The 24,529-nt window shown below is 60.4% G+C and carries 19 protein-coding genes; 10 read left to right on the top strand and 9 right to left on the bottom strand.

The genetic code is table 11. The annotated features are described in order from the left end of the window. Window positions 1-119 precede the first annotated feature (119 nt). A complete protein-coding gene (locus tag FN835_RS17340) occupies window positions 120-2,303 on the bottom strand; it encodes a peptidase domain-containing ABC transporter (RefSeq protein WP_142664496.1) in 2,184 nt (727 codons plus the stop codon). Then, complete coding sequence (locus FN835_RS17335) at window positions 2,300-3,586, bottom strand: HlyD family secretion protein (protein ID WP_185958735.1); 1,287 nt, start codon at window positions 3,584-3,586, stop codon at window positions 2,300-2,302. The genes FN835_RS17340 and FN835_RS17335 overlap by 4 nt, the downstream gene beginning before the upstream one ends. 476 nt (window positions 3,587-4,062) lie before the next feature. Here FN835_RS17335 and FN835_RS17330 point away from each other — a divergent pair, with 476 nt between their 5' ends. Both FN835_RS17330 and FN835_RS17325 read left to right on the top strand, forming a co-directional pair. Then, window positions 4,063-4,419, top strand: a complete 357-nt coding sequence (locus FN835_RS17330) for a hypothetical protein (RefSeq protein WP_142664494.1) — start codon at window positions 4,063-4,065, stop codon at window positions 4,417-4,419. 191 nt (window positions 4,420-4,610) lie between these two features. Beyond that, window positions 4,611-5,288 carry an alpha/beta fold hydrolase gene (locus FN835_RS17325; RefSeq protein WP_142664493.1) on the top strand — a complete coding sequence of 226 codons (678 nt, stop codon included), beginning with the start codon at window positions 4,611-4,613 and terminating at the stop codon, window positions 5,286-5,288. A gap of 304 nt (window positions 5,289-5,592) precedes the next feature. On the opposite strand, the gene FN835_RS17315 is transcribed toward FN835_RS17325, so the two are convergent. Then, window positions 5,593-6,540: a LysR family transcriptional regulator gene (locus FN835_RS17315; RefSeq protein ID WP_425467481.1), complete on the bottom strand. Its 948-nt coding sequence runs from the start codon at window positions 6,538-6,540 to the stop codon at window positions 5,593-5,595. Window positions 6,541-6,671: 131 nt separating this feature from the next. Here FN835_RS17315 and FN835_RS17310 point away from each other — a divergent pair, with 131 nt between their 5' ends. The 5 genes from FN835_RS17310 to FN835_RS17290 all read left to right on the top strand — a co-directional run bounded on the left by FN835_RS17310 (window position 6,672) and on the right by FN835_RS17290 (window position 14,323). Next, the gene (locus FN835_RS17310) at window positions 6,672-7,385 is read left to right on the top strand and encodes an isochorismatase family protein (RefSeq protein ID WP_246098789.1); all 714 of its coding nucleotides are present in this window, start codon (window positions 6,672-6,674) and stop codon (window positions 7,383-7,385) included. An 85-nt stretch (window positions 7,386-7,470) separates the two neighbouring features. Then, window positions 7,471-8,820, top strand: coding sequence for an MFS transporter (locus tag FN835_RS17305; protein ID WP_142664490.1), 1,350 nt, complete (start codon window positions 7,471-7,473; stop codon window positions 8,818-8,820). A gap of 39 nt (window positions 8,821-8,859) precedes the next feature. Next, window positions 8,860-10,935 carry a hydantoinase/oxoprolinase family protein gene (locus FN835_RS17300; protein WP_142664489.1) on the top strand — a complete coding sequence of 692 codons (2,076 nt, stop codon included), beginning with the start codon at window positions 8,860-8,862 and terminating at the stop codon, window positions 10,933-10,935. A 1-nt stretch (window position 10,936) separates the two neighbouring features. Beyond that, the gene (locus FN835_RS17295) at window positions 10,937-12,718 is read left to right on the top strand and encodes a hydantoinase B/oxoprolinase family protein (protein WP_142664488.1); all 1,782 of its coding nucleotides are present in this window, start codon (window positions 10,937-10,939) and stop codon (window positions 12,716-12,718) included. Window positions 12,719-12,826: 108 nt separating this feature from the next. Beyond that, window positions 12,827-14,323 carry an NCS1 family transporter gene (locus tag FN835_RS17290; RefSeq protein ID WP_142664487.1) on the top strand — a complete coding sequence of 499 codons (1,497 nt, stop codon included), beginning with the start codon at window positions 12,827-12,829 and terminating at the stop codon, window positions 14,321-14,323. Window positions 14,324-14,685: 362 nt separating this feature from the next. On the opposite strand, the gene FN835_RS17285 is transcribed toward FN835_RS17290, so the two are convergent. Continuing rightward, entirely contained in the window at window positions 14,686-15,588 is a 903-nt protein-coding gene (locus FN835_RS17285) for a LysR family transcriptional regulator (RefSeq protein ID WP_221930464.1), read from the bottom strand. 180 nt (window positions 15,589-15,768) lie between these two features. On the opposite strand from FN835_RS17285, the gene FN835_RS17280 reads away from it, so the two are divergent. Further along, window positions 15,769-17,103, top strand: a complete 1,335-nt coding sequence (locus tag FN835_RS17280) for an MFS transporter (protein ID WP_142664486.1) — start codon at window positions 15,769-15,771, stop codon at window positions 17,101-17,103. 40 nt (window positions 17,104-17,143) lie between these two features. Continuing rightward, entirely contained in the window at window positions 17,144-18,112 is a 969-nt protein-coding gene (gene speB / locus FN835_RS17275) for an agmatinase (RefSeq protein ID WP_142664485.1), read from the top strand. Window positions 18,113-18,678: 566 nt separating this feature from the next. Here the strand turns inward: speB and FN835_RS17270 are convergent. The 5 genes from FN835_RS17270 to FN835_RS17250 form a co-directional block, all read right to left on the bottom strand. After that, window positions 18,679-19,767, bottom strand: a complete 1,089-nt coding sequence (locus tag FN835_RS17270; RefSeq protein WP_142664484.1) for an ABC transporter ATP-binding protein — start codon at window positions 19,765-19,767, stop codon at window positions 18,679-18,681. Window positions 19,768-19,772: 5 nt separating this feature from the next. Further along, the gene (locus tag FN835_RS17265; protein ID WP_142664483.1) at window positions 19,773-20,588 is read right to left on the bottom strand and encodes an ABC transporter permease; all 816 of its coding nucleotides are present in this window, start codon (window positions 20,586-20,588) and stop codon (window positions 19,773-19,775) included. After that, window positions 20,585-21,427, bottom strand: a complete 843-nt coding sequence (locus FN835_RS17260) for an ABC transporter permease (RefSeq protein ID WP_142664482.1) — start codon at window positions 21,425-21,427, stop codon at window positions 20,585-20,587. The genes FN835_RS17265 and FN835_RS17260 overlap by 4 nt, the downstream gene beginning before the upstream one ends. A 59-nt stretch (window positions 21,428-21,486) precedes the next feature. Then, a complete protein-coding gene (locus tag FN835_RS17255) occupies window positions 21,487-22,611 on the bottom strand; it encodes a polyamine ABC transporter substrate-binding protein (RefSeq protein ID WP_142664481.1) in 1,125 nt (374 codons plus the stop codon). A gap of 107 nt (window positions 22,612-22,718) precedes the next feature. Next, window positions 22,719-23,612 (bottom strand): LysR substrate-binding domain-containing protein, encoded by an 894-nt coding sequence (locus FN835_RS17250; protein ID WP_142664480.1) that lies wholly within the window; start codon window positions 23,610-23,612, stop codon window positions 22,719-22,721. A gap of 99 nt (window positions 23,613-23,711) precedes the next feature. On the opposite strand from FN835_RS17250, the gene FN835_RS17245 reads away from it, so the two are divergent. Beyond that, window positions 23,712-24,485: a creatininase gene (locus tag FN835_RS17245; RefSeq protein WP_142664479.1), complete on the top strand. Its 774-nt coding sequence runs from the start codon at window positions 23,712-23,714 to the stop codon at window positions 24,483-24,485. The last annotated feature ends 44 nt before the right edge of the window (window positions 24,486-24,529 follow it).

Genomic DNA, 24,529 nt, shown 5'->3' with positions numbered 1-24,529 from the left:
AAGCGCGGGAACCGCCCCGCGATGGACGGCCAGAAAACGGCATTCCTCCGTGCTGTTTTCCGAACGGCTTAATGCTGTCAGCCCCATGGATTCTTGGCCATTAGCACAAATGCACTAATTTACACTCTGTCGGCGGAGGCCTGCGCATGGGTGCTTTGCAACGGCGTGCGCAGGCCCGGTGGCACCGCAACAATCCCGCCTGACCCATCCAGCCGCACCACGCGATCTGCCATTGCAAGCGTCGTTTCGCGATGCGCGACAACGATGCGTGTCATTGGCAGACGACGAACGGCCGCATTGATTGCCTGTTCGTTCATGCTGTCCAGATGGCTGGTCGCCTCATCCAGAAACAGCACCGCCGGACGACGGCACAGGGCACGCGCCAGAACGACCCTTTGCCGCTGTCCCCCCGACAAAGAGCTGCCCATATCGCCCACCATCGTTTCATAGCCCATTGGCAGTGCCATGATGTCGTCGTGGATCGCCGCCATGCGCGCGCATTCATGCAGCCATTCTTCGGGTGTCGTGCCGTCAAATGCCGAAATATTGTCGCGGATCGATCCCGCGAACAGACGGTCGTCCTGCAATACACAGCCGATGCGGCTGCGATAGGATGCCAGACCAATGCTGGATACGGGAATGTCATCAATCAGGATTTGCCCCTCGAGCGGACTGGCAAGGCCGGACAGCAGTTTCAGGAAGGTCGTCTTGCCCACGCCCGAGGGACCGGCCACGCCAATACACTCACCCGGCGCGACCTTCAGGTTCAGATCCCGCAGCAGCATCGGTTCATTGTCGGCATAGCGATAGGCCAGTCCCCGGACCTCCAATGCCGATGCCCCGCGATCCATTATTGCCGGTGTGGCAAGCGATTGCTTGTCATCCCCCTCTTCGGTGTCAGCCAAGGCAATGTCGGAGATGCGCTCTCCGTGCAGGGACAACATTCGGAATTGCACCAGCGTGTCGATCAGAGCGACGATGCGTGTCGCGAACTGATCCTTATATGCCAGAAACGCCACAAACATGCCGACCGATAAGGAACCATCGATCACCGCGCGGACGCCCAGCCAGATGATCAGCACCCGGTCCAGACCGAACAAAGCCGTGCTGGCCGCGTGGTGCCAGGTTTCCATGCGCTGGATGCGCAGGCCGGCATTGATCCGCTCGACCAGATGATTGACCCAAATGCTGCGGCGGCGGGGCTCAAGGCCCAACACTTTGACGCTGGCAATCCCACGGACGGTCTCCATGAAATGGGTTCCTTCCTGCGCGGAATGAACGATCATTTCTTCGGCGCCGCGCCTGAACGCGCGATACGAAATCAAGCGAAACAGCGTGTAAAGTGCCATGCTGATCAAGGCGGCCAGTGCCAGCCAGCCGCTGTAAAGCAGCATCATCAGCACCAGAACAAAAGTCATGACACCGTCAAGCAGCGACTGGATGGCCCGCGTGGTCAGCACCTCTTGCATGCTGTCCACGGACGAAAACCGCGACACTATATCTCCCACATGCCGCTTTTCGAAAAACCCCAAAGGCAGACGCAGGAGACGGTCGAACAGCGCAACGCGCCATTGCAGGATCAGGCTGGAGCCGACCATCATGGCGATCCAGGTGCGGGCCAACGTCGCTGCGACCTGCAGGATCAGCAATAGGGCCAAGGCCATGGCGATCAGCGTCAGCAAATCGTGGTCGGCCGCCACGATTACCTCGTCTAGCACCAACTGAAAACCGATGGGCAGTGCGATGGTCACCATTTCGACCAAAACCGAGATGGCTAGGACATGAACTGCTGCCCGCCCTATCCCCGACGTGCGCATGACCAATTCGCCCAGCCGGATCCGCACGCGTTCATCACCGCGTTGGAACTCGCCCGTTGGCCACGCCTCGAGGGCGACGCCGGTGAAGGAATCGGATACCTGATCGAAGCTAAGCCGCCGCTGACCGACGGCCGGATCATTGATATAGGCATGCCGACCCGTCAGCCGCGTCAGGACCACGAAATGCTTTTGATCCCAGTGCAGGATGCAGGGCAGTCGCAGGCGGTGAAGATCGCTCATCTCCAGCCGCAATGCCCGTGTCGCAAGGCCTAGTCCGGTGCCAAGCTGGACAAGATCCTTTAGGTTCGAGCCATGCATAGACAAAGAAATCCTGCGTCTTATTGCCAGCATGTCCAGCCTGCGGCCATGATATCCGGCTAGCATCGCCATACAGGCAACGCCGCATTCCGCGGCCTCGGATTGCAGGATGACAGGGGTTTTGCTGGTCAGACGCGACGACAGTCGGTCAAGCAGGGCACGGCTCATGTCTTGTCACCGGACCCGGTTCGGGCGAATGACCCCCGCAGCCCGAACAGGGGCTCAAGAATCCATTGCCATAAAGGTCTGCTTTCCAGCAACAAATGGGCTTCGACCTGCATTCCAGCCTGCAATGGCTCGGCTTTACCATAGGCCAGAACATAGGGGTTGTCGGGCACGACCGTCACGCGAAACAGGCTTGGCCCCTTGTCCGCATCGGTGGCGGAAACTAAATCCGCTGCCTCGTCCGTCAACAGATTGGCCCGTGATATGACGCTGATTTGGCCGGGATACTGCCCGAATTTCTGATAGGGAAAGGCTGGATATCGCAACAGAACATCCGCACCTTCGCGCAGAAATCCGACCGAACCGCCCGGCGCCACAAGCTGCACGACAAGCGGCTGATCGTTGGGAACGATGGTCAGCAAAGGCGTACCCTCGGCGACGGTCTGCCCCGCTTTGCTGATGATGCCCGTCACGATGCCGTCCCGTGGCGCGATAATGCGCAGGCCACGCAAGGCCTCAACCTGAGAAAGCTGTTGTTCGACATCCAGAAGCTGACCATCCAGCACCGCGATCCGGGCACGCGCCTCGGGCATAAAGCCTGCGATTTCGCGACCCAGCACTTCGCGCTGGCCCGTCAACTGCACTTTCTCGCGACGCAGCCCGGCAAGGATAGCGCGTTGTGACTGCTGCGATTGCAACCGAGCCTCATAGTCAGCCGCAAGGCCCATGCCACGTTCCAGATTGCGGCGTTGTCGATCCGTAAAGTACTGTAACTGTTCTGAAAACTCGGCGGCGGCTGCAATTTGCGCCTCAAGCTGGGGAAGTTCGTCGTCAAGGTTTCTCATCTGCTGATGCAGGCGCTCTAGTGCTGCGACGTCGAATTCCTGCTGCGACGCCAAAGCCTGCTGCAATTCGCCCCGCTTGCGGTCGAGAATTTCCGTCACAGCGTCCTGTGTATTGCCCCGCGCCGTCGCGGTGTCGATATCCAAGGCATAGAGTGTCTGCCCCTTGCGCACGCGGTCACCTTCGCTAACGGCAAGTTCGCTGATCCAGCCCGCTTGGCTTGCCACCAGCCGTGTCAGGCCACCTGCAGGCAGGATCACACCTGACACTTTCACCCGCCGGGTATATTCGCCAAAAGCGATAAAACAGGCGGTCGCCACCACGAATACGGCCGCGAACAGCGCAGTCGCCCCGGCCGGGACACCGTTCGCCACCATCGGACGGCCCACCCATTCAGATTGCCGTTTTTCCCTGACCTGACTGCGAAAAAGCGCTCGTGACATAGCGGTCAGCTTAACGCATGTCGTTTTGAGCATCTGCTAGCACGGATGTGCTATTGGCGGATAGGAAATGACCTCTTTTTGGCCGGTATGGCGAACTAAATTCAGAACTGCGGTCTGTCCCGTCTGACCTGCTGTCGGTTTCGTGGACACGAAAATTAGATCGTGACCAAGGAAGCCGCAAATGAGTGCTTGCGTCCTGGATCAGCCGAGGTGGCCGCCGCGATCACTGGCAGTCTCGCCTGCGCGAGAAGCTCAAGCGATGAAAATGCGGCACTCTTAGTCGAATGGCAGCTTCGAGAAATGCTGCGGCGCAGCATTCGGAAAGGTTCGACCGTCGGCTTAGGGTCGGGAGGGAAGGCGAGCCGACCCCAGGCATCCTTACCCTACCCCCTGGGGATGCTGCGCTGCGTCGAGCCCTTTGCCGCCGTTGGAACAATCCTCAATGCTCGGCGATTGGTGTTGAGAAGGGGGATGTCATGGGACTTAAACAAGAGCTTTTCACGATTGAACAGGGGTTCTGGCTGTCTGGAAAGGAGCATTTTTCAGCGCATCTCGATGCACATTGCGTCCTTGCATTTCCTCAGGCCGGTGAAATGCACGGTGTCCAGACGCGTGAGGACGTCGCAAGAACCGCAACGTCAGAGAATAGATGGAAAGACCTGCGCATGACGGACCGCAGTGTTCTTCAGCCTTCGCCAGACGTGGCAATTATCAGTTACCGTGCCGACGTGAACCGAGCCGATGGCCAACCCTATTCGGCGCTGATCGGGTCAGCCTATATCCGGCGCGATGAGGGATGGAAGCTAGCTTTTCATCAACATTCGCCGCTGTAGCGCACCATAGTGATGAATAAAAAACATGTTTGAGTGGCAGCTTCGTCCCATCGCCTACGGCACGTCGGAGCCGGCGCCCGCGCGGGCGAGCAGCATCGTCGCGTCGAGCTCTACGCTGCGGGTCGAAAGGTTGAACTCCGTCAGGTATTTCATAAGCTGCGTTCGCGATTGAAGCCCGCGGAGAACTACAGATGGGAATCATCCTTGTGCCAGGGTTCATGCTCGACGCCGACCTTTGGTCAGATGTGATCCATGACCTCGCCACGTTTGGCCCAATCATTCACGCTGACCCAATGGGGGCCTTGTCCATCGAGGACATGGCGGAAAAAACGCTTGCGGTGGCTCCCAACACATTCGCGGTTGTGGGCTTTTCCATGGGAGGCTATGTCGCCCGCGAGATTCAGCGCATAGCGCCTCAGAGAGTGTCAAAGCTGGTGCTGCTCGCCACCTCCGCGCGGGGCGACAGCGATCTTCAGGCCCGAAGGAAAGTCGCAATCGCTGACGCGGACCCTTCGGCGTTTCGTGGTCTTAGCCGCCAATCCATTCGTCGCTCTCTTTCGCCCGAACGCGAAGAAGACAACGCCCTTGTCGAACGGATACATGCAATGAGCGTGCGCCTCGGTGGGCAGACATTCCGTAATCAAGCCGTGTTCCGGCGCGACGGCGATCTTGACAAGCTTCCGACCATCGATTGTCCCACCTTGATCGTGGCGGGGGGTAAGGATCGACTACGATCCTTAGAAGAGGCGGCCGAGATGCAGTCCGCCATTCCCGACGCTCAAATGAAGATCATTGAAGTGGGGCATATGATCCCTATGGAGGCTCCGGCGGAGCTGTCACCACTTTTGCGCGCTTTCCTGTCCGGCTGATTAAGAGTCCGCTTCGTCCCAACCGCAGACGCTCTGCAGCTCTAAATGCTGCGCCGCGTGTCGAGCGGCAGCTTCCGGGAATGCGGCAAAGCAGCATTGGTCGAGGCCGACTGGCAGCAATGGGCCGGGTCAGGGTGGTTGTTACCCGAGTTGTCGGATGCACTCCGTATCCGGTCACTAGTTCCGACACAGTGCACTCGCCTTTCAGAGCCTCCAGCGCGACGCGCGCCTTGTTGCCCGCGTCATGGTTCTTGCGTTTCCGCATTCCTGATCTCCTCGTCTTTGTGGACGAAGCGTCAAAATGCTAACGTATGCCGGATAGCTTGGCCACATCCACGAATTCACGGACCTGACGCGACCTGTTCGACCTTTTCCAGGCCAGCACGGTGCTGATACGGAATTGCGGGTGCATGATGGGGCGTGCCTCGACACTGCGTCCCAAGAAGCCGATCAGGCTTTCGGGATAGATAGTCACCCCCAGTCCCGCCGCAACCAGCCCCAGCAAAGCCAATGTATTCGATGCCTCCAGCGTGATGTTCAGGGATATTCCTTCGGCGCTGAACAAGTTGTTCAGGCGCCAGCGATATTCATCCCATTCGTGCGTGTCGCCAAGGATGACGTCTTGCCCCGACAGATCGGCAGGCGTCACCGTCGCAAGACGCAACAAGGCGTGATTGCGGGGCGTCACGACATAGAGCGGCTCCACCGACAGGGTCAGGGTGTGGTAATCGGAATGATCGAAAGGGCCTATCATGTAGCCCAGGTCGATCTCGTCATTCGCCAGTGCGATCTTTTGGCCTTGGGTCCGGATATAGCGGATTGTCAGATCGACCTCAGGATGGGCATGTCGAAAACGCGCCACTGCCGCAGGCATCAACTCGGTTGCGGCAAAGGCCATGTACCCCACGTTGAGCGCTCCGAGTTTCCCATCGGCGATCCGCCGCGCCAGGTGGATCGATGTTTCGTAGCCCCGAAGCAGCCCCGCATTGTCGTCATAAAAGCTGCGACCAGCTTGGGTCAGACGCACCTCCCGAGTTGTGCGTTCCAGCAAGCGGAACCCCAATGTCGCTTCCAGTTTCTGGATCCGCCGACTTAGGGCCGATTGATCCAGATGCAGCCGCTCGGCGGCGCGACGAAAGCTGAGCTCTTCGGCAAGTGTGATGAACGAATGAACATTCTCGATGCCGAAATGATCACTCACGGAATGACAACCTCTCATTAATGCATACGGCGCATGAATAATTGCTGACATGCCATTTCACCATCGTCAACGGAGCAAGGCAGTATGGCACCAGTGCGACGGATGACTGAACACTCACTGCGTGTGAAAACGGCTTATCCGTGCGCCATTCTCATCAAGTTAAGGATCTGATCATGAGCGAAATGGACACCAAGGAACTGGACCGTCTGCTGCAAGAAGCTTTCGACACCGCGAGCAAGCTTTACAAAGAGCGCGGGTTTCAACGGCGTGTCGGCTTTGGCAAACGTCCCGCGCTGGTCAGCGTCGATCTGGCCAATGCTTGGACCCGTCCCGGCAATCCCTTCACCTGCGACCAGGAGAAGATGGACAACGAGATCATCCCGGGGATGCAGAAGCTGCTGAAGGCCTTCCGGGCCGCGCGTTTGCCTGTGGTGCATGTGACCACCGCCTATGAGATCACCGACCGCAATGCCGATTTCACCGACATGGGCCTGTGGCACAACAAGATCCCGGTCGACGTGGTCGACATCAAGGACACGGACCTGTGGGCCATCGACAGCCGCATCGAACCCATCGAAGGCGAATACACGCTGTTGAAAAAGCGCGCCTCGTCGTTCCATGGCACCGAGTTGGCAGGCATTCTGCGCGCAAACAATGTGGATACCATCCTGGTCACCGGCGTGACCGCTTGCGCCTGCGTGCGCCAGACGATCTGCGACGGCATTGCTGACGGCTTCCGCACCATTGCGGTCAAGGAAGCCATCGGCGACCGGGTGCCCGGCGCGGTCGCCTGGAATCTTTTCGACATCGATGCCAAGTTCGGCGACGTTCACACCGTGGATGAATGCGTGAGCTACATCGACGGTCTTGGTGCGCAGAAGGTCGCGGCTGAATGATCCCGAAGGGCGCCCGAGCGGGCGCCCTTTTCCCTTGCTGGACAACATCCTCGCAAGGGCAACAAAAAATCTCAGGGAGACAATAATGACCAAGCACGCAGATGCTGCGACGCTACGCAAGGTCACGAACGCCGCAATCGCGGGAACCGTTATCGAATGGTTCGATTTCGCGATCTACGGCTTTATGGCACCGATCATCGCCGTGACCTTTTTTCCACCCGGCAACCAGATGGCGGGCTTGCTGCAAACCTTCGCGATCTTCGCTGTCGCTTTCGCTCTGCGCCCCATCGGAGGCGCGTATTTCGGCCTGATGGGCGACCGTTTAGGCCGTAAGCGCGTCCTCGCCCTGACAGTGCTTCTGATGTCGCTGGCAACGGCGGCGATCGGCTTGCTGCCCAGCTATCACACCATCGGAATCTGGGCACCAATCCTGTTGACGCTCGCGCGTTGTGTCCAAGGCTTCTCGGCCGGTGGCGAATATGCCGGCGCCGTAACGTATGTGATCGAACATGCGCCCGAGGATCAACGCTCGCGATGGTCCAGCTACATGCCAGCAGCGACCTTTGCCTCTTTTGCGTTGGCGGCACTGTGTTCTTGGCTTCTGACCGTTTCGCTCAGCCCAGAGCAGATGAATGCATGGGGCTGGCGTATTCCGTTTCTGATCGCCGCCCCGCTTGGGCTGGTGGCGCTGTATATCCGTCATCGGCTGGACGAAAGCCCGCTGTTCCAGCAGGTGCTGCAGACAACAGCCGCCGAACATGCCCATACCCCCCTTCGAGATACCTTGCTGAATGAATGGCGTCCGATGGTGCGGCTGGCCGGCTTCATCAGCCTGACAGCTTTGTCCTTCTATATCTTCTCGACCTACATGACGACTTTCCTGCGCAGCGTGGTTGGCATGGAGCCACGACACGTCCTGATGTCGAATGTGCTCGCCCTTGTAGCTGCCACGCTGATGGCACCGTTCATTGGCCGGGTGTGCGACCGCGTCGGGCGTCGCCCGATCATGGCGGCGGCCGCGCTGCTGCTGGGGGTGCTGTCTGTTCCCGCCTACACCCTTGCGTCCGACGGAACTTTTCTATCGGCGTTCAGTGCGCAAATTCTGCTGGCGCTAGGTGCGGTCAGCGCCAATGTCGTCACCGCCGTATTGTTGTGCGAAGTGTTCCCCACGCGAGTTCGTTATACCGCCTCAGCCGTGACCTATAACGTCGCTTATGCGGTTTTCGGCGGCACAGCACCCTTCGTCGCGACCTGGCTGATCTCGGCCTCGGGCAACCGCCTAGCTCCGGCGATCTATATCTCGCTGGTCGCGGGCATGGCGCTACTGGTGACGTGGTTTTCGCCCGAAACGGCAGGTCGGTCGTTTACCAGACAGGACCGCGACGACGCAGACCTCAAAGCCGAAAACCTGAGCCCACTTCCCAGGCGCGGCTGAACTATCAAATAAAACACCACTCCAACGGGAGCAAATCACATGGCTAGAATTGGCGTCGACGTAGGCGGGACAAATACAGATCTCGTTCTGGAATGCGCGAAGGGTGTCTTCTATCACAAGGTTCCGACCACTCTGAAAAACCAGTCGATCGGCGTGGTTCAGGGTGTGCAGGGCATCTGCGGCCAGGCGGGGATCGACCCGTCCGAAGTTGAAACCATTGTCCACGGCACCACGACGGCGACGAATATCACCATTGAACACAATGGCGCGGAATGCGGGATGATCACCACCCACGGCTTTCGCGACATCCTGCATATCGGCCGACACAAGCGCCCTTATAACTTCAGTCTGCATTTCGACGTGCCGTGGCAAAGCCAGCCGCTGGTCAAACGTCGAAACCGTATCGCTGTGCGCGAGCGGATCATGCCGCCGACCGGCGAGATACTGGAACCGTTGGATGAACAGGCCGTCCGCGACGCTTGCGCGTTGTTTCGCAAGCGCGGGATCGGCTCGGTCGTGATCGGCTTCATGTTCAGCTTTCTGAACGATGCCCACGAAGCCCGAGCCAAGGAGATCGTGATGGAGGAAATTCCCGGCGCCTACGTTACCATGTCTTCGGAACTGGCGCGGGTGATGCGGGAATATGAACGCTTCTCGACCGCTGCGATGAACTGCTATGTCGGCCCTAAGACCGCTTATTACCTGCGCGACCTCGATGCTCGGCTGCGCGAGGCGGGGGTCACGTCCAAGCTGCGGATCATGCAGTCGAACGGTGGTGTATCCACTGTCGAATCCTGCGCGCGTCGTCCGATCCGCATCCTGATGTCCGGCCCGGCCGGCGGTGTCATCGGCGGCGCGTCCGAAGGTGAGATGGCGGGCACGCCCAATATCATCACAGTGGATATCGGCGGCACATCGGCCGACATTTCGACCATTCCGGGCGGCCAGCTGAAGATCATGAACCAGCGCGACACCTATGTGTCAGGCTATCCGGTCCTGACCCCGATGATCGACCTTGTGACGATCGGCGCGGGTGGCGGGTCAGTGGCATTTGTCGACGAAGCGGGTGCCTTCAACGTCGGCCCGCGTTCCGCCGGTTCCGAACCCGGTCCCGCTTGCTATGGCCGCGGCGGAGAAGAGCCGACCGTCACCGATGCCCAGATCGTGCTGGGCCGCCTGGACCCTGACATGGCTTTGGGCGGCGACCTGCGGCTGGACGCCGAGCTGTCGCGCAAGGCAGTCGAGGAAAAGATCGCGACCCCCTTGGGGCTCAGCGTCAAGGAAGCGGCTCTGGGGATCATAAAGATCATCAACAACAACATGGCGCTGGCGATCCGGTCGAACTCGGTCGCGCGCGGCATCGACCCGCGCGAATTTTCCATCATGCCCTTTGGCGGCGCCGGCCCGCTGCATGGCGTGGCCCTGGCCGAGGCGGTCAGCGCGCGCGACGTGATCGTGCCAGTCGCGCCGGGCATCACCGCCGCCGTGGGGCTGCTGAAAACCGACTTGCAATACGAGCACACCGAGGCGGAGATCCTGATTCTAAACTCTGCCACCGATGCCGACATCGCCCGGATCAATGGCCATATCGAAAAGCTGCAGAACGCGGTCCACGATGAACTGGACGCCGATGGCATCGAGCGGGCTGCGCAGGATCTGAGGGTCATCGCGGAATGCCGCTATCAGGGGCAAGGCTTTGAACTACGCGCCGATTTTCCCGATGGGCCGCTGACGCCACAGAACATGCACGTCATCATCGACAGCTTCCACGACACGCATGAACGGGATTACGGCTATGCCTATCGCAAGGCCGAGGTGGAACTGATCACGCTGCGGGTCATCGGCTCGGCCAGCGTGCGCCAGATCGAGATCCCCAAGGTGCAGCCCACCGACGGCTCGTCCATCGACCGGGCGCTGATGTTCGTGCGCCCGACGACCTTTGACTGCGGGCGGACGCTGGAAACGCCGCGCTATGATCGCACGAAGCTGTTTGCAGGCGACCGCGTGCCGGGGCCGGCCATTCTGGTCCAGCACAATTCCACCACCCTGGTCCCGCCCGGCTACGTCGCCGAGACGCTGGACTATGGCAATACGCGCGTCAGCAAGGGGGCATGAGATGAACCAGATGAGCAAGATCACCGAGGTCGACCCGATCACGCTGCAAGTAATCCGCGGCGCCTTCGAGACCATCGCCGAAGAGATGGGGCACGTCCTGTATCGGATGTCCTTTTCCTCGATCATCCGGGAAAGCCAGGACTTGGGCGCGGGCCTGTTCGACACGGATTTCAACACGCTCTGCGAATCCGAATCGACGCCCATGCACATCGGGTCCATCCCCGGATATCTGCGCGGCATCGCCGAGACGCTGGAGGATGGCGAATGGTATGAAGGCGACGCGGTCGTCCACAACCATCCCTATCACGGATCGTCCCACACCCCGGACCTGGCCATCGTCGTGCCGGTGTTCTTCAAGGGGCGCCTTGTCGGGTTTGCCGGAAACACCGCGCACCACGTCGATATCGGTGCGGCGACGCCGGGACTGATCATCGACGTGCCCGATGTCTATGCCGAAGGGATGCTGTTCGCGGGGACGAAGCTTTACCGCAAGGGCGAACCCAACAACGCCATGTGGAACTATATCCGGCGCAATTCCCGTGCGGCAGGGCAGTTGGTCATGGATATCGAGGCACAGATCGCCTCGGCCCGGCTCGGCGCGCGCCGTTTCGTCGAACTGCTGGAAAAATACGGCGAGGAAAAGGTCTTCGGCGCAGCCAACCAGTTGATGGATTACGCCGAGCGGATGACCCGGCAGCGGATCAGCGAAATCCCCGATGGCGACTATACCGCCGAAGGCTGGCTGGACGACGATGGTCGCAACCGTGACCAGCGGCTAAAGGTCAAGGTGACGGTCCGGGTGCGTGGTGACGAGGTCGAGGTGGACCTGACGGGATCTGCCGATCAGACGCCCACCGCCTATAACGTGCCCTTCGAAGGGTCGACCAAGGTCGCGGCCTATGCGGGCTTTCGGAAGCTGCTGCTGGACGCGGCCACATCTGACATGCGCGTGCCTTCGAACGAGGGGTCGTTCCGTCCGATCAAGGTCACGGCACCGCTGGGCTCGATCTTCAATCCGCGCGCGCCAGCATCTGCAGAAGCCCGCTTTACCCAGTGCAATCGCATGATCGATCTGATCATCCGCGCGCTTGCCCCGGTGATGCCCGAGCAGGTGATCGCGGGATCTTCCGCCTCGATCAGCTTCGCGGCCTATTCCGGTGTGCGGCCCTCGGGCGACTACTGGGTGTTTCTGGAAGTGAACGAGGGTGCCTATGGCGGGCGGCCGCGATCTGACGGACCTGACAGCATCGACAACCTGATGGCCAACACCCGCAACAATCCGCTGGAAGATCTGGCAATGCATATCCCGATGGTCTGCGACCGCTATGAACTGCGTGACGATGCGCCTCCGGGCGCGGGCGAATTCCGGGGCGGCATCGGCGTCGTCAAGGCCCAGCGGGTGCTGACGCCGGCCTTCATCACCCACGAATCCGAACGCCATACCGACGCGCCCTGGGGCATCTTTGGCGGGCAGGATGGCGCGGTCGGACGTTGCACGATCAGCAACCCCGATAGGCCCGGCCAAGAGACCGAGATGCATTCCAAGTTCTCGGGCCTGGCGGTTGGGGCCAATGACGTGATGACCTATTACAGTCCGAACGGTGGCGGCTACGGCGAACCTTTGAAGCGCGCACCGCGCAAGGTGCTTGAGGATGTCCTGGACGGGTTCTGTTCCGTAAAGGACGCGCGCGCAGTCTACGGGATCGCCATAGATCTGGAAACCGAGACAGTGGACATGGCGACGACCGAAAGGCTGCGCTTGGCGATGCAGCGCCAGGACTGACCAAGGGGCCGCATCAAGCGGCCCTATTTCCTTTCCAGCATAAGAACGACCGCACGTGGCGAAGTCTGCCACGTGACGATCGCACATCTTCACCAAAGGGAAAACAACATGTCACTGACACAAGAGGAATTGGCCACCGGGCCGGACCGCACCGCCCTGATCGAGGAAAGCATCCTGCCCACCAAGGCAGGCGAGCGGCCCATCGGCATGTTGGGCTATGCCTGGATCTGGGTGGGCATCGCAGTCATCATCGCCACCTATTCGCTGGGCGCCACCGGCATCCAGGGCGGCTTCAGCCTGGCCACCGTCGCGCTGACGATCTTTCTGGCCAATCTGGCCATTGGCGCGGTGATGCTGATGACCGCCGATATCGGCACCGAGCACGGGCTGTCCTTCGCGGTCTACCTGCGTGCGCCATTCGGGATCCATGGCACGCATTTGCCCTCGGTGTCGCGCGGCATCGTCGCGGCAATGTGGTTCGGCATCCAGACTTATCTCGGGGCCTTGGCGCTGAACGGCATCGGCGAATACTTTCTTGGCTTCTCCAACTGGTTCCTGTGGTATGCGTTGTTTGCCGCAGTTCAGGTCGCCAACACCATGTTGGGGATCAAGTCGGTCGAGCGGCTGGCATCCCTGGCCGCGCCTGCGATCATCGCGATCTCGGGCTGGATGTATTTCACGCTGGAAGGCATCGCGGAAACCAAAGGGCTGAACATCTGGACCTTTCAGGCCCAGGGACAAGCGTCCCTGATCGTGCTGTTCATTGCCAACATGAGCTTTTGGTCAACGATGGCCATCGATATTCCGAACCTGTCGCGCTTCGTGAAGATGCAAACCGGAACCCGCAAATTCCTGCAGCGCAACCGGTCGATCTTTCTGGCGCAACTGGTCGCATTGCCCGTGACGCAGGCGATGATCGCCGGGCTGGGAGCTGTATCGTTCATCGCCACCGGCAACTGGAATCCGATCGAGGTCATTCAGGGCGACGCGCAAGGCATCGCGCTGCTGGTCCTGTTGATCCTGGTGGTGCTTGCTCAATGGTCCACCAACAATTCGGCCAACCTCATCCCCGCAGCCCTGACCTTCATCAATCTTGCGCCGCACATCATCAACTATCGCATGGCGGTGGTGATCGCGGGTGTCGTCGGCACGCTGTGTTTTCCGTGGCAAATTCTCGACAACCTGTTCGTCTTTCTGGGCTATTACGGCGCTTTCCTGTCGGCCATAGGCGGCATCATGGTCGCGGATTATTACGTCATCCGCCGCCGTCGCGTGAACGTGCCCGCATTGTTCGATCCCCAGGGTCAGTATCGTTACCGTCACGGCTTCAACCTGGCCGGGCTGATCGCCTGGGTGCTGGCGGGCGCCATCGCGGCATGGTGGTCGGCATTCGCTTTCGTGATCGGCTTCCCGTTGGGCTTCCTGTTCTATCTGGTGCTGATGAAATTGCTGGTGCTGCCACATCATCGCCAGGCCGAGCTTACAGGCAGTGGCGATGATTTTCTTGCGGCCTCGGTCGGCATGGATTGGCAATATGTCGGCGGCGGACACTTCACGCGTGCGCCCTGTGAAGCGGGCAATGCGGTTTCCAGGGAAGATTTGTAGTAGCAAGAAGCCGGTGGCGACTGCCGGCCGGCTTCTTCGAGACCACCTTTGCGGTCGGAAAAAGACCCTCTCTTCAAAGCTGGTTTGATCCGTGCGAACTCAAGATCCAACCCTCACCGCAACTGGCTGGGCACGTTCAGCACAAGCATCCGTAGAGATCGATCGCGGTATTTTCGGCCATTCGCAACTGGGATCGCCCTACCCCAAAGACCGTCAGGCAGGACGATTGGCCAGAGACCCTGCCCCGCTGGGTCATGGGCCGTTGTGGACGATATCCCTAGATACGCTCTGGCTTTTCGGACTGACCTGTGAGCGCGAGCCAATCGTGAAATCTCGTGCTCGGCCGCACATGCCCATCGGCGTCAATTGCCGCCGCCAGCCAATTCCAGCACGGCGTCGCGCGCGAACAGTTGCGCTACTTCGGTCGGCTCTGGCTGCGCGCGCAAGGCGACGAAGAATTGCGAATGCCAACCGATTCCGGGCAGGTCGATGCGCCGCATCTCGGCCGTGTCCAGCCATTTGCGTGCAAAATGCACCGGCAGAAAACCAAGGAAACAGCCGCTGCGGATCAGGATCGCCTGCGCCTCCATATTCGAGACCGATGCGATGACGCGCGGATTGACCAAGGGGGCCAGTTCGGCGCGTTGCAGATAGGGGCGCACCGTCATCGGGTGTTGGGACAGCACCTCAAGCGAGATGTCCTGTTCCAGACCAAACAGCGGGTGGTGGTTGCCGCAGAACAACGCATGCTCCTCGGCATAGACCGGCATGTATTCGATATTCGGGTGTCGAGTGGGAAAGGGTCCTATGGCGACGTGGATGTCGCCGGTCTGCAGGGCCTTGCCAAGATCCTCGGGGGTTCCGACCTCAAGGCTGAGCCGCACCTCTTGTTCGCGCAGGAAAAAGCGGCGGATCGCGCGATGGACCGGCAGTTCGGGGTTGTCGGCCTCGCTATCTACGACGCCGACCCGCAGATGGCCCGCCAGCACCCTGCCCAACGTCCCAAGCCGCGCTTCGCAATCCTCGATCCCCGACAGCATCTGGCGCGCATATGCATAGACCGCCTCACCTTTTTCGGTCAGCGCAAAGCCACCCCGGCCACGGCGGCACAGCGCAAAGCCAAGAGTGACCTCCAGATCCTTGATATGTGTGCTGACGGCGGATTGGCTCATCCCCAGCACGGCTTGCGCGCCCGCGAAACCGCGATGATCGGCGACGGCGCAAAAGGTGCGCATGTTGCGCAGGGTGAAATCGCTGATCCGCATGGTTCGAAGGATACATCAGGAAATCTGATGTGAACATATTCAACTTCGGATTTATCGGGTGCATCGCTTGCCGCACAAACTTTCCGATACGGCACGCAGACCCCCGGGAGGAACCGGCCAAGGATAGGCTGGGCCGGGGGCGATGCATGGCATCACCGCGAAAGGGAGGAGACTTTCGCAATGACCGACACCACCGCCAGGCTGGCGCCTGACGCGACCGGAACCGTGCTGCGCCGCGCCGGCATGGCCAGCTTCATGGGCACGTTCGTCGAATGGTTCGACTATGCCTCATACGGCTTTCTCGCCACCGTCATCGCCGTGGTCTTTATTCCGGCCACGGATGCCCGCACCGCGTTGATCGCGACCTATGCGGTCTTTGCATTGTCCTTTATCGTGCGCCCCATCGGCGGCATTATCTGGGGCCACTTCGGCGACAGGATCGGGCGGCAGAAGACGCTTTCGCTGTCGATTTTCATCATGTCGGCCGCGACCTTTGTGATCGCGTTCCTGCCGACCTATGACATGATCGGGCTGTGGGCAGTGGGTCTGTTGCTGGCGACGCGGCTGGTGCAGGGCTTCGCGGCCTCGGGCGAATATGCCGGAGCGGCGTCGTTTCTGGCGGAATATGCACCGGACGACAAACGCGGCATGCTGACCTGCCTGGTTCCCGCGGGTGAGGCGGCGGGCCTGTTGGCGGCATCGCTGTTCGTTGCCATCCTGCATGGCGTGCTGACGGTCGAACAATTGCACAGCTGGGGATGGCGCCTGCCGTTCCTGATGGCGCTGCCCCTAGGTTATGTCGGCGCCTATATCCGCCGCAAGCTGGACGAGACCCCGCATTTCAAGGCGCTTGAGCGGGCGCAGCACGTGCCGCAGACCCCGGTGATCGAATTGATGACCAACCACCGGCGCGAGGTGCTGATCGCCTTTGGCGGCACGCTTTTGAACGCGGTCGGCTTTTATCTGGTGCTCAGCTATATGCCGACCTATCTGGCCGCTGAGCTGGGCGTATCCGAGACCGCCGCCTTCATCGGTTCGACCGTCTCACTGGCTGTCTATCTGGGTTCGATCTTTGTGATGGGGGCGCTGTCGGACAGAATCGGCCGGAAAAAGGTGCTGATGGCCTGCTCGGCACTGTTCGCCATCCTGACCGTTCCGATGTTCGCCATGTTGTCCAGCGCGGCGTTCACAGGCCTGATCTCACCCGGGTTTTTGGTGATCCTTGGCATCTGGTCCCTGTTCGGGGCGCTGCTGTCGATGAATGGCGGCACGCTGCCCACCTTCCTGTGCGAACTGTTCCCGACCCGCGTAAGGTTTTCGGGCTTCGCGCTAAGCTTCAACAGCGCCAATGCCCTGTTCGGTGGCACGGCCCCATTGATTGCGACCTGGCTGATCGGCGCCACGGGTTCGAAACTGGCCCCGGCCTGGTTCCTTGTCGTGGCGGCCATCGTCACCTTCGCCGCCATCGCGATCAGCACCGCCGGCAAGGCGGGCTCGGCATTGCAGCGCGACTGACGCCCCCGCGCTGCCTTAACTTTCCAAAGGACATCTAGACATGACCGCCCATACTTATCAGTCCGGCCGCCTGAACCTGCCTTTTGTCGGGATCGCGACCTTCGGCAAACGCCCCTATGTCGCCGACTGGAGCCAGATCGACGCCGATGTGGCCATCCTTGGTGCGCCGTTCGATTTCGGCACCCAGTTTCGCGCCGGGGCCCGGTTCGGGCCGCGCGCGGTGCGCGAGGCATCGACCCTGTTCAGCTTTGGCCATGCCGGGGCCTATGATCACGAAGACGACTGCACCTATCTGGACAGCGATGTGCGTATCGTCGATATCGGCGATGCCGACATCGTCCACACCGACACCACCGCCAGCCATGCTAGCATCAAGACCGGCGTGAAGGCCATTCTGGATGCCGGGGCACTGCCGGTGGTGATCGGCGGCGACCACTCGATCAATATCCCCTGTATCGAGGCATTCGAGGGACGGGGCGACATCCACGTCCTGCAAATCGACGCGCATCTGGATTTCGTCGACGAACGGCACGGCGTGCGGAACGGCCACGGCAACCCGATGCGCCGCGCGGCAGAAAAATCCTATGTCACCGGGTTGACGCAGGTTGGCATCCGCAACGTCTCATCCACCGCGAAAGAGGGCTACGAGGCCGCTCGCAGCATGGGCTCGGACATTCTGTCGGTGCGGCAGATGCGGGCGCTTGGGGCCAAGGCGGTGATCGAGCGGATCCCTGCGGGCGCGCGGGTCTATGTCACCATCGACATCGACGGCTTTTGCCCCTCGATCGCTCCGGGCACGGGCACGCCCAGCCATGGCGGCTTCGTCTATTACGAGGTGCTGGAGATGTTGCAGGCCTTGGCGAACCGCAACGAGGTGGTCGGCATCGATCTGGTCGAGGTCGCGCCCGATTACGACCACACCGGCGGCACCGCGATCCTTGCGGCGCAGGTTCTGCTGAACTTCATTGGGTTCATTTTCCACGCACGATCCGAGCGGGCCAAGGCATAACATCCCGTTCATGATGGACCGCGGCGGCGTGCCCCTGGTATCGCCGTCGCGAGTGCCGTCGAGCTTGCACATCAGCACAGATCGGCGTCGCAGAATGGAATGCGACGCCCTGGCCGATCTGCCAGTCAGCATTATGCCATGCTCATGACAGCGCCTGAAAAAACCGCGAATATCTCGATAATTGAGCTTATCTGCGTAGCCAGCGATGAAAAATAGCAATGTCAGTCACGACGAGCGAAGTGCGCTCTGCCGACCGTTTTTTGCCCGCGCCACGCTCGGGCTTTCAGACTTTTCCTGCCCACCGAGCGGTAGAACGTGATTTAGCCTCGCGGCCTGGAAGCCAACCGATTTCCCGCCGCAGCGCCTGAAAATGCGCCCGAAATGGAAAACGCAGCGCCCGGACGGTGCTCCATCTCAGCGGCAGCCTTCGAAAAGAGATGACCCCTTGATTTGGCTGAGGCGCATCCGAAAGCCAGATCGGCCCTAGCCGACCCGCCCACAGAAAACTGTGTAGGCTGGCTTGCGACAGGCGGGGCTGGCCCGCATCGGGAGGGGGTGTTTTCGGGTTATTCATTGACCAAATGCCCATCGGAAGGCGACCATGACAAATGAAAAAGCTGGCCTATCTGCAGATCCAGGCCGGCCAGTTCCTCATGCGTTTTCTGCACGCGAACTTCCTGCCCGCTTTGGGTCTCGAAGTAGATCGTCGCGGTTGCGCCGGTGAACTCCTCTCCGACCATGCGTGCTGCGACCGAGTTCTGGACATCCTGTGGCGCGTCGGCATGGACCTGCATCCGCGTGTCCAATACCGTCAGGCTGGATTTCTGACCTTCGATGCCGGGGGCGCCGACGCCTGGCAGAATGAAATCGCCGCTGTCGGTGACGATGGTCGGGCGCCCCTGCGCATCCCGCGCAAGCTCGCCGGAAAATATGTTCGACGAGCCTAGAAAGTCCGCGACGAAACGGCTGCGGGGCGCGCGATAGATGTCCCGAGGCGTGCCGATCTGCTCGACCTTGCCGCGGCTCATGATCACCACGCGGTCGGCCATCGAAAACGCCTCGGACTGGCTGTGGGTGACATAGACAAAGGTGATGCCCGTCTCACGCTGAAGGTTCTTCAGCACCGACTGCATCCTTACCTTCAGCGCCGCATCAAGCGCCGACAGCGGTTCGTCCAGAAGCAGAATCTTGGGTTCCACCACCAGCGATCGGGCCAGCGCGACGCGCTGCCGCTGGCCCCCCGAAAGCTGGCTGATATTGCGCCCCGCGAATTCGGCGATCTGCATCCGGTCCAGCCACTGCTCCGCCCGGCGCCGGCGGTCGGCCTTGCCCATGCCGCGCATTTTCAAGGCGAATTCCACATTCTCGACCACGTTCAGGAATGGGAACAGGGCCAAGCTTTGCCAGACCATCGGCGTGTCGCGCGACCAACTGGGCAGATCGTTGATGGGCTGGCCCGACAGCCGGATCACGCCCTCGGTCGGTGCCTCAAGCCCGGCCAGCATCCGCAGGGTGGTCGTCTTACCACAGCCCGACGAGCCCATCAGGGCCAGAAATTCGCCCTGCGAGATGTCCAAGTCGATTTTCTGGACGGCGGTATACGAACCGAACCGCTTGACGACGCCTTCGAAGGAAACAAGGGGCGCTTGGGTCATGAAGGTCATTCCTTGTCTTTGGCGGCGGTGCGGCCCAAAAGCAGCTGCGCTAGGATCAAAAGCGTCATCGAGATGACAAAGACGAAAGTGCCGATGGCGTTGATGCGCGGGCTGACTTGGCCTTGCAGAAAGCCCAGCACCTTGACGGGCAAGGTCTCATTCAGACCGCTGACGAACCAAGCGATGGCGAATTCGTCGAAAGACACCGCCATGGTCACGAACAGCGCACCCAAGATAGCCGGTCGGCAAAAAGGGACGATGACATGGCGCATCGTCGCCCATTCCGATGCGCCCAGATTCCACGCTGCGGGTTCAAGGGACGGATCCATCTGCGACAGCCGCAGCCGGATTACCGCCATGGCAAAAGGGGCGCAGATCACGACATGGGCAATGATGACGGCCAGCGCGTCGCCTGACAGGTTCAGCCGCGACAGGAAGGCCAGCATCGCAAGCCCCATGATGACCACGGGAATGGTCGGCGGCAGCAACGCCAGGGCCATGTATAGCTGCTTACCCATGAAGCTGTAGCGATAGTCTGTGTATGCCGCCCCGAAACCAAGTGCGGTCGAGATCACGCCCACCACGACGCCCACCAGCAGCGTGTTGCGCAGGCCCTCCCAGACCAGCGGATCGGCGGCGACCGCCCGATACCATTCGGTCGAGAAATGCCCCAGCGGGATGGTCGGAAAGCGGTCCGAGTTGAAGGAAAAGACAAAACTGGCCAGTATTGGCGCGAAGATGAACAGATAGGCCAGCACGACATAAAGCTTCAGCGCGCCACTGACCCAAGGGTTGCGGTTGGCCTGATTTTCCTGATTCATTTGCGTCCCCGATAGGCAAAGCGGATGGACAAGAAGGCCACGATCATCAGCGTCACGATCATGGTCAGCGCAATCACCGCCGCGCGCGGCCATTGCTGGCCGGATTTCGTGGTGTCGGTGATCAGGATCGACAGCGTCGTCGGATCGCCGCCGCCCAGATAGATCGGGCTGACGAAATCGCCAAAAGACAGGATGAAGGCGAACAGCCCCGCGATCACCAGACCGACGCGGGCCGATGGCACGATCACCTCGAACACCGTCCTCAGGCGGCCGCAGCGCATGTTATGCGCGGCCTCGACCAGCGTGCGGTCGATGAAGATCAGGCTGAAAAGCTGCAGCAGCACAACCAAGGGCAGCGCCAGCGTGACATAGCCCAGCAGGGTCGCGCCGGGCGTGTTCAGCAAGCCGTAAGGCCCCAGCCCGATCCAGCCCAGCATGACGTTGATGATGCCCGCGTCCGACAGAAAGACCTGCCAGGAATAGATCCGCACCAGATAGCTGGTAAAGAACGGGATCACCATCAGCATGATCGCCCAGCGTTGCGCGCGTTCGGGCAGCTTGAAGGCGATGGCATAGGCACAGGGAAAGGCGAATATGCTGGTCAGCACCGCAGCCATGGTGGCGAGCGCCAGCGTGGTGGCATAGGCCTGCCAAAAGATCCCCCGGCCATACATGGTGATCCAGTTGACCGTGTCGAAATCCGGCTGCATGCGAAAATTCCGCACCGTCCAGAAGCTGAGCGCGATCAGAAAGACCAGCGGGAATACGAAGAACAGCAGCTGCCAGATCAGCAGGGGCAGCGAAACGGTCAGGCCATAAAGTGACACGTGGCGGCGCATCAAAACCTCCGGGCTTGGGGTGCGGCGGGCGGAACCTCCGCCTGCCCTGTCATCCGGCGTCAGGCGCCCTTGTAGTCCGACCAGAAGTCGTTCCACTCTTCCAGCGACTGCTGGACTAGAAGCTGACGATACTTGATGCGACCCGAGCGGATCAGATCGATGGCGCTGCCTGGACCCTCGACCATGCCCTGACGTTTGGCCTCGGCCGGATTTTCGGCATTCAGCACCTCCCAGCCCTTCTGGCTGGGGACGATGCAGGGATAGGCGGCCATCTGCGCCGATTTTGCCTGTCCCTTGGCCGAGGTGACGTACTGGATCCACTCTTTCGCCAGTTCAGCCTTGCTTGATCCTTTGCCGATCGAGAAGCTTTCGGTGAACTGCAATCCTCCCTGTTCGGGGATCACGCTGCGGACCTTGGCGCCGTTGCGTTCCAGCGTGCCGGTGATCCAGTCGCCGATGCCCGCAAAGGCAAGCATCTGCCCATTGTTCAACGAAGAAAAAGTGCCACCATAATCAAAGAAGCCGCCGACTTGCGGCCGCAGCGTCATCGTCTTTTCCTTGACCGCATCCCAAGCCGTCGGGTCGATGTCATAGGGGCTGGCATTGCCATTCAGCAGGCTGATCTGGCCCAGATTGGGCAGATGCCAGTCGAAATGTCCGACCTTGCCTTTCAGCGCAGGATCCCAGAACACGTCATAGGTCGAAGCCTGCGCCTCGGTCAGCGCGTCGGTGTTGTAAGCCACGCCCAGAAAGCCGAAGCGGGTAATGACCGAATACAGCGTATCGCCGTCCCAATGGCCGGGGAAATGCTGGAATTCGGGGAAGAATTCGTCGAACGGATAGTCGGCGGGGTCCAGCGCCTCGATATAGCCCGCAGAGTTCAATTGTTGGACATATTCGGCATCCGACAGGATCACGTCAAAGGTGCCGGGCGGGCTTTGCGAGATCAGCCCCAGCATATTGTCGCCGCCGGTATAGTATTTCGGGACAAACTTGACATTCCGTTCGGCCTCGAACTCGGCAACGATGTCAGGTTCCGCATGGCCATACCAGGCCAGCATCGTCAGTTCGGTTGGTGCAGCGAAGGCACGCCGCGACAACATCGGCGTCGCCAGTGCAGCGGCCCCCAGTGCCAAGGCTGCGCGCCTTGAAAGGCCGGGGCTGCCCCCGTTTATCAAAGTCATATCATCACCCTGTCATGTTGTTTTTTTGTTCCTGGACAAGGCTAGGAGATGCCATCGCCGATGCAAAATCTGTTCTTGCAATCGTGCTATTTGCGCCGGTTATCGCCTTAGCCGGGAACCGGATGGATGCCGGACCCGACGCTTTCCATATCTGCGACGAGATCGCTGACGAGCTGCAGCCCGGCCGCCGACAATCGGGGGTGCTTGTAAAACAGGCCGACGCGCAAAGGCTCAAGCGCAGGAAAACCGTCCGCCTCGGTCAGAATTCGCATCCCAGGCAATTGCGTCGCCCGGGTAAGCGCGGACACACAAAGCCCGTTCACTACGGCTGCCTGCAGCCCAGAGATACCGGGGCTCGTGTATACGATACGCCAGCGGCGCTCGATGGCATCGAGTGATTGGATCATCCGGGCCCGATAGTCGCACCCTTCCGGGTGCGCCCCCAGGGGAATGGGGCTATGCGAGGGCAGCGACAGCCCCTCTGCCGCGACCCAGATCGGTTGTTCGGTCCACATGCGCGAAAGATAGGGCATGGTTGCCCCCGACATGACGGCGACGATAATGTCCAGATCGTCCGAGCGCAGATGTTGATGCAATTCTCGTGAAAGATCGCAATGGACCTCAAGTTCAACTTCGGCATGCCCATGGATATATCGGGTCAGCGTGCTTTGCAGGAATGCAACGGCATAGTCGGTCGGCAGCCCGATGCGCAGCACGCCCGTTTTCTCTGATCTGTGGAAATAGCTGACGGCCTCGTCGTTGATGCGCACCATTTCCCGCGCATAGCTTAACAATGCCTCACCAGCAGGGGTTGGCAGGATGGCCCTGCCCTCCTGCGCCAGCAGGGGCGCGCGGACCAGATCTTCAAGCCGCCGGATCTGCAAGGAAATTGCGGGCTGGCTGCGGCCCAGTGCGACGCCTGCACGAGAGTGGCCGCCCAGTTCCACCACCGCGATGAACGTGCGCAGCAGATCGGTCGGAAGATTGGTGATGCCTGCCATGAATTTGCCCCCGCAATCCAAGGATTGCCACAATATATTTCATTTATCGTCCATCGGAATTTCTACTTGCGGTGAAGATTCATCAAAAAGGATGTCCCGATGCCGCAGAGAACTGCATTTGCTTCTGAGTTGGCCTGGCCGGATTATCATGATGCGGTAAAAGATGGCACAACGCCGATCCTGATCCCGATGGGCGCGATGGAACAACACGGACATCACATGCCGCTTCATGTCGATGTGCTGCTGCCGACGGAATTCGCCCGCCGTGCCGCGCTGGAGATCGACGCGCTGGTGGCACCGCCTTTCACCTATGGTTACAAGTCGCACCAGAAATCGGGGGGTGGCAATCACTTTCCGGGCACGACCAGCCTTGACGGTGCGACGCTTGTCGCCTCGCTGCGCGACGTGATCAAGGAATTCGCGCGGCATGGCGTTCGCAAGATCGGGTTGGTGAACGGACATTACGAAAATTCCTGGTTCATCATCGAGGGCATTGACCTTGCACTGCGCGAACTGCGCTGGGACGGGATCACGGATATGAAGATCCTGGTCCTGTCCTATTGGGATTTCGTCGGAGAGGATGACATTGCCCGGCTTTATCCCGATGGTTTTCCGGGTTGGGCGCTAGAGCATGGCGGCGTGCTGGAAACCTCGCTGATGCTGGCACTTTATCCGCATTTCGTTGACCTGTCGCGCGCGGTGGATGTGACCCCCGCCTCATTTCCGCCCTATGATGTCTATCCGGTCAAGCCCGAATGGACGCCCACACCGGGCACCCTGTCCTCGCCCAAGGAGGCGACTGCCGGAAAGGGCGAGTTGCTGCTGAAGGTCTGCACCGAAGGCGTGGTGGGCGCCCTGCGCGCCGAATTCTGATGATGATAGAACGGGCCCGCTGATGCAGGCCCGTTCGTTTCCGA

It is taken from the genome of Paracoccus laeviglucosivorans (assembly GCF_900182695.1).
Lineage (GTDB): Bacteria > Pseudomonadota > Alphaproteobacteria > Rhodobacterales > Rhodobacteraceae > Paracoccus > Paracoccus laeviglucosivorans.
The sequence above is the reverse complement of the archived record's forward strand: the minus strand, read 5'-3'. Positions and strand labels throughout refer to the sequence as shown.

What these genes read in the sequence shown, in the direction of transcription:
- FN835_RS17340 (WP_142664496.1), bottom strand. Translation starts at nt 2,303, where the DNA reads ATGAGCCGTGCCCTGCTTGACCGACTGTCGTCGCGTCTGACCAGCAAA.
- FN835_RS17335 (WP_185958735.1), bottom strand. Translation starts at nt 3,586, where the DNA reads ATGTCACGAGCGCTTTTTCGCAGTCAGGTCAGGGAAAAACGGCAATCT.
- FN835_RS17330 (WP_142664494.1), top strand. Translation starts at nt 4,063, where the DNA reads ATGGGACTTAAACAAGAGCTTTTCACGATTGAACAGGGGTTCTGGCTG.
- FN835_RS17325 (WP_142664493.1), top strand. Translation starts at nt 4,611, where the DNA reads ATGGGAATCATCCTTGTGCCAGGGTTCATGCTCGACGCCGACCTTTGG.
- FN835_RS17315 (WP_425467481.1), bottom strand. Translation starts at nt 6,540, where the DNA reads ATGTCAGCAATTATTCATGCGCCGTATGCATTAATGAGAGGTTGTCAT.
- FN835_RS17310 (WP_246098789.1), top strand. Translation starts at nt 6,672, where the DNA reads ATGGACACCAAGGAACTGGACCGTCTGCTGCAAGAAGCTTTCGACACC.
- FN835_RS17305 (WP_142664490.1), top strand. Translation starts at nt 7,471, where the DNA reads ATGACCAAGCACGCAGATGCTGCGACGCTACGCAAGGTCACGAACGCC.
- FN835_RS17300 (WP_142664489.1), top strand. Translation starts at nt 8,860, where the DNA reads ATGGCTAGAATTGGCGTCGACGTAGGCGGGACAAATACAGATCTCGTT.
- FN835_RS17295 (WP_142664488.1), top strand. Translation starts at nt 10,937, where the DNA reads ATGAACCAGATGAGCAAGATCACCGAGGTCGACCCGATCACGCTGCAA.
- FN835_RS17290 (WP_142664487.1), top strand. Translation starts at nt 12,827, where the DNA reads ATGTCACTGACACAAGAGGAATTGGCCACCGGGCCGGACCGCACCGCC.
- FN835_RS17285 (WP_221930464.1), bottom strand. Translation starts at nt 15,588, where the DNA reads ATGCGGATCAGCGATTTCACCCTGCGCAACATGCGCACCTTTTGCGCC.
- FN835_RS17280 (WP_142664486.1), top strand. Translation starts at nt 15,769, where the DNA reads ATGACCGACACCACCGCCAGGCTGGCGCCTGACGCGACCGGAACCGTG.
- speB (WP_142664485.1), top strand. Translation starts at nt 17,144, where the DNA reads ATGACCGCCCATACTTATCAGTCCGGCCGCCTGAACCTGCCTTTTGTC.
- FN835_RS17270 (WP_142664484.1), bottom strand. Translation starts at nt 19,767, where the DNA reads ATGACCCAAGCGCCCCTTGTTTCCTTCGAAGGCGTCGTCAAGCGGTTC.
- FN835_RS17265 (WP_142664483.1), bottom strand. Translation starts at nt 20,588, where the DNA reads ATGAATCAGGAAAATCAGGCCAACCGCAACCCTTGGGTCAGTGGCGCG.
- FN835_RS17260 (WP_142664482.1), bottom strand. Translation starts at nt 21,427, where the DNA reads ATGCGCCGCCACGTGTCACTTTATGGCCTGACCGTTTCGCTGCCCCTG.
- FN835_RS17255 (WP_142664481.1), bottom strand. Translation starts at nt 22,611, where the DNA reads ATGACTTTGATAAACGGGGGCAGCCCCGGCCTTTCAAGGCGCGCAGCC.
- FN835_RS17250 (WP_142664480.1), bottom strand. Translation starts at nt 23,612, where the DNA reads ATGGCAGGCATCACCAATCTTCCGACCGATCTGCTGCGCACGTTCATC.
- FN835_RS17245 (WP_142664479.1), top strand. Translation starts at nt 23,712, where the DNA reads ATGCCGCAGAGAACTGCATTTGCTTCTGAGTTGGCCTGGCCGGATTAT.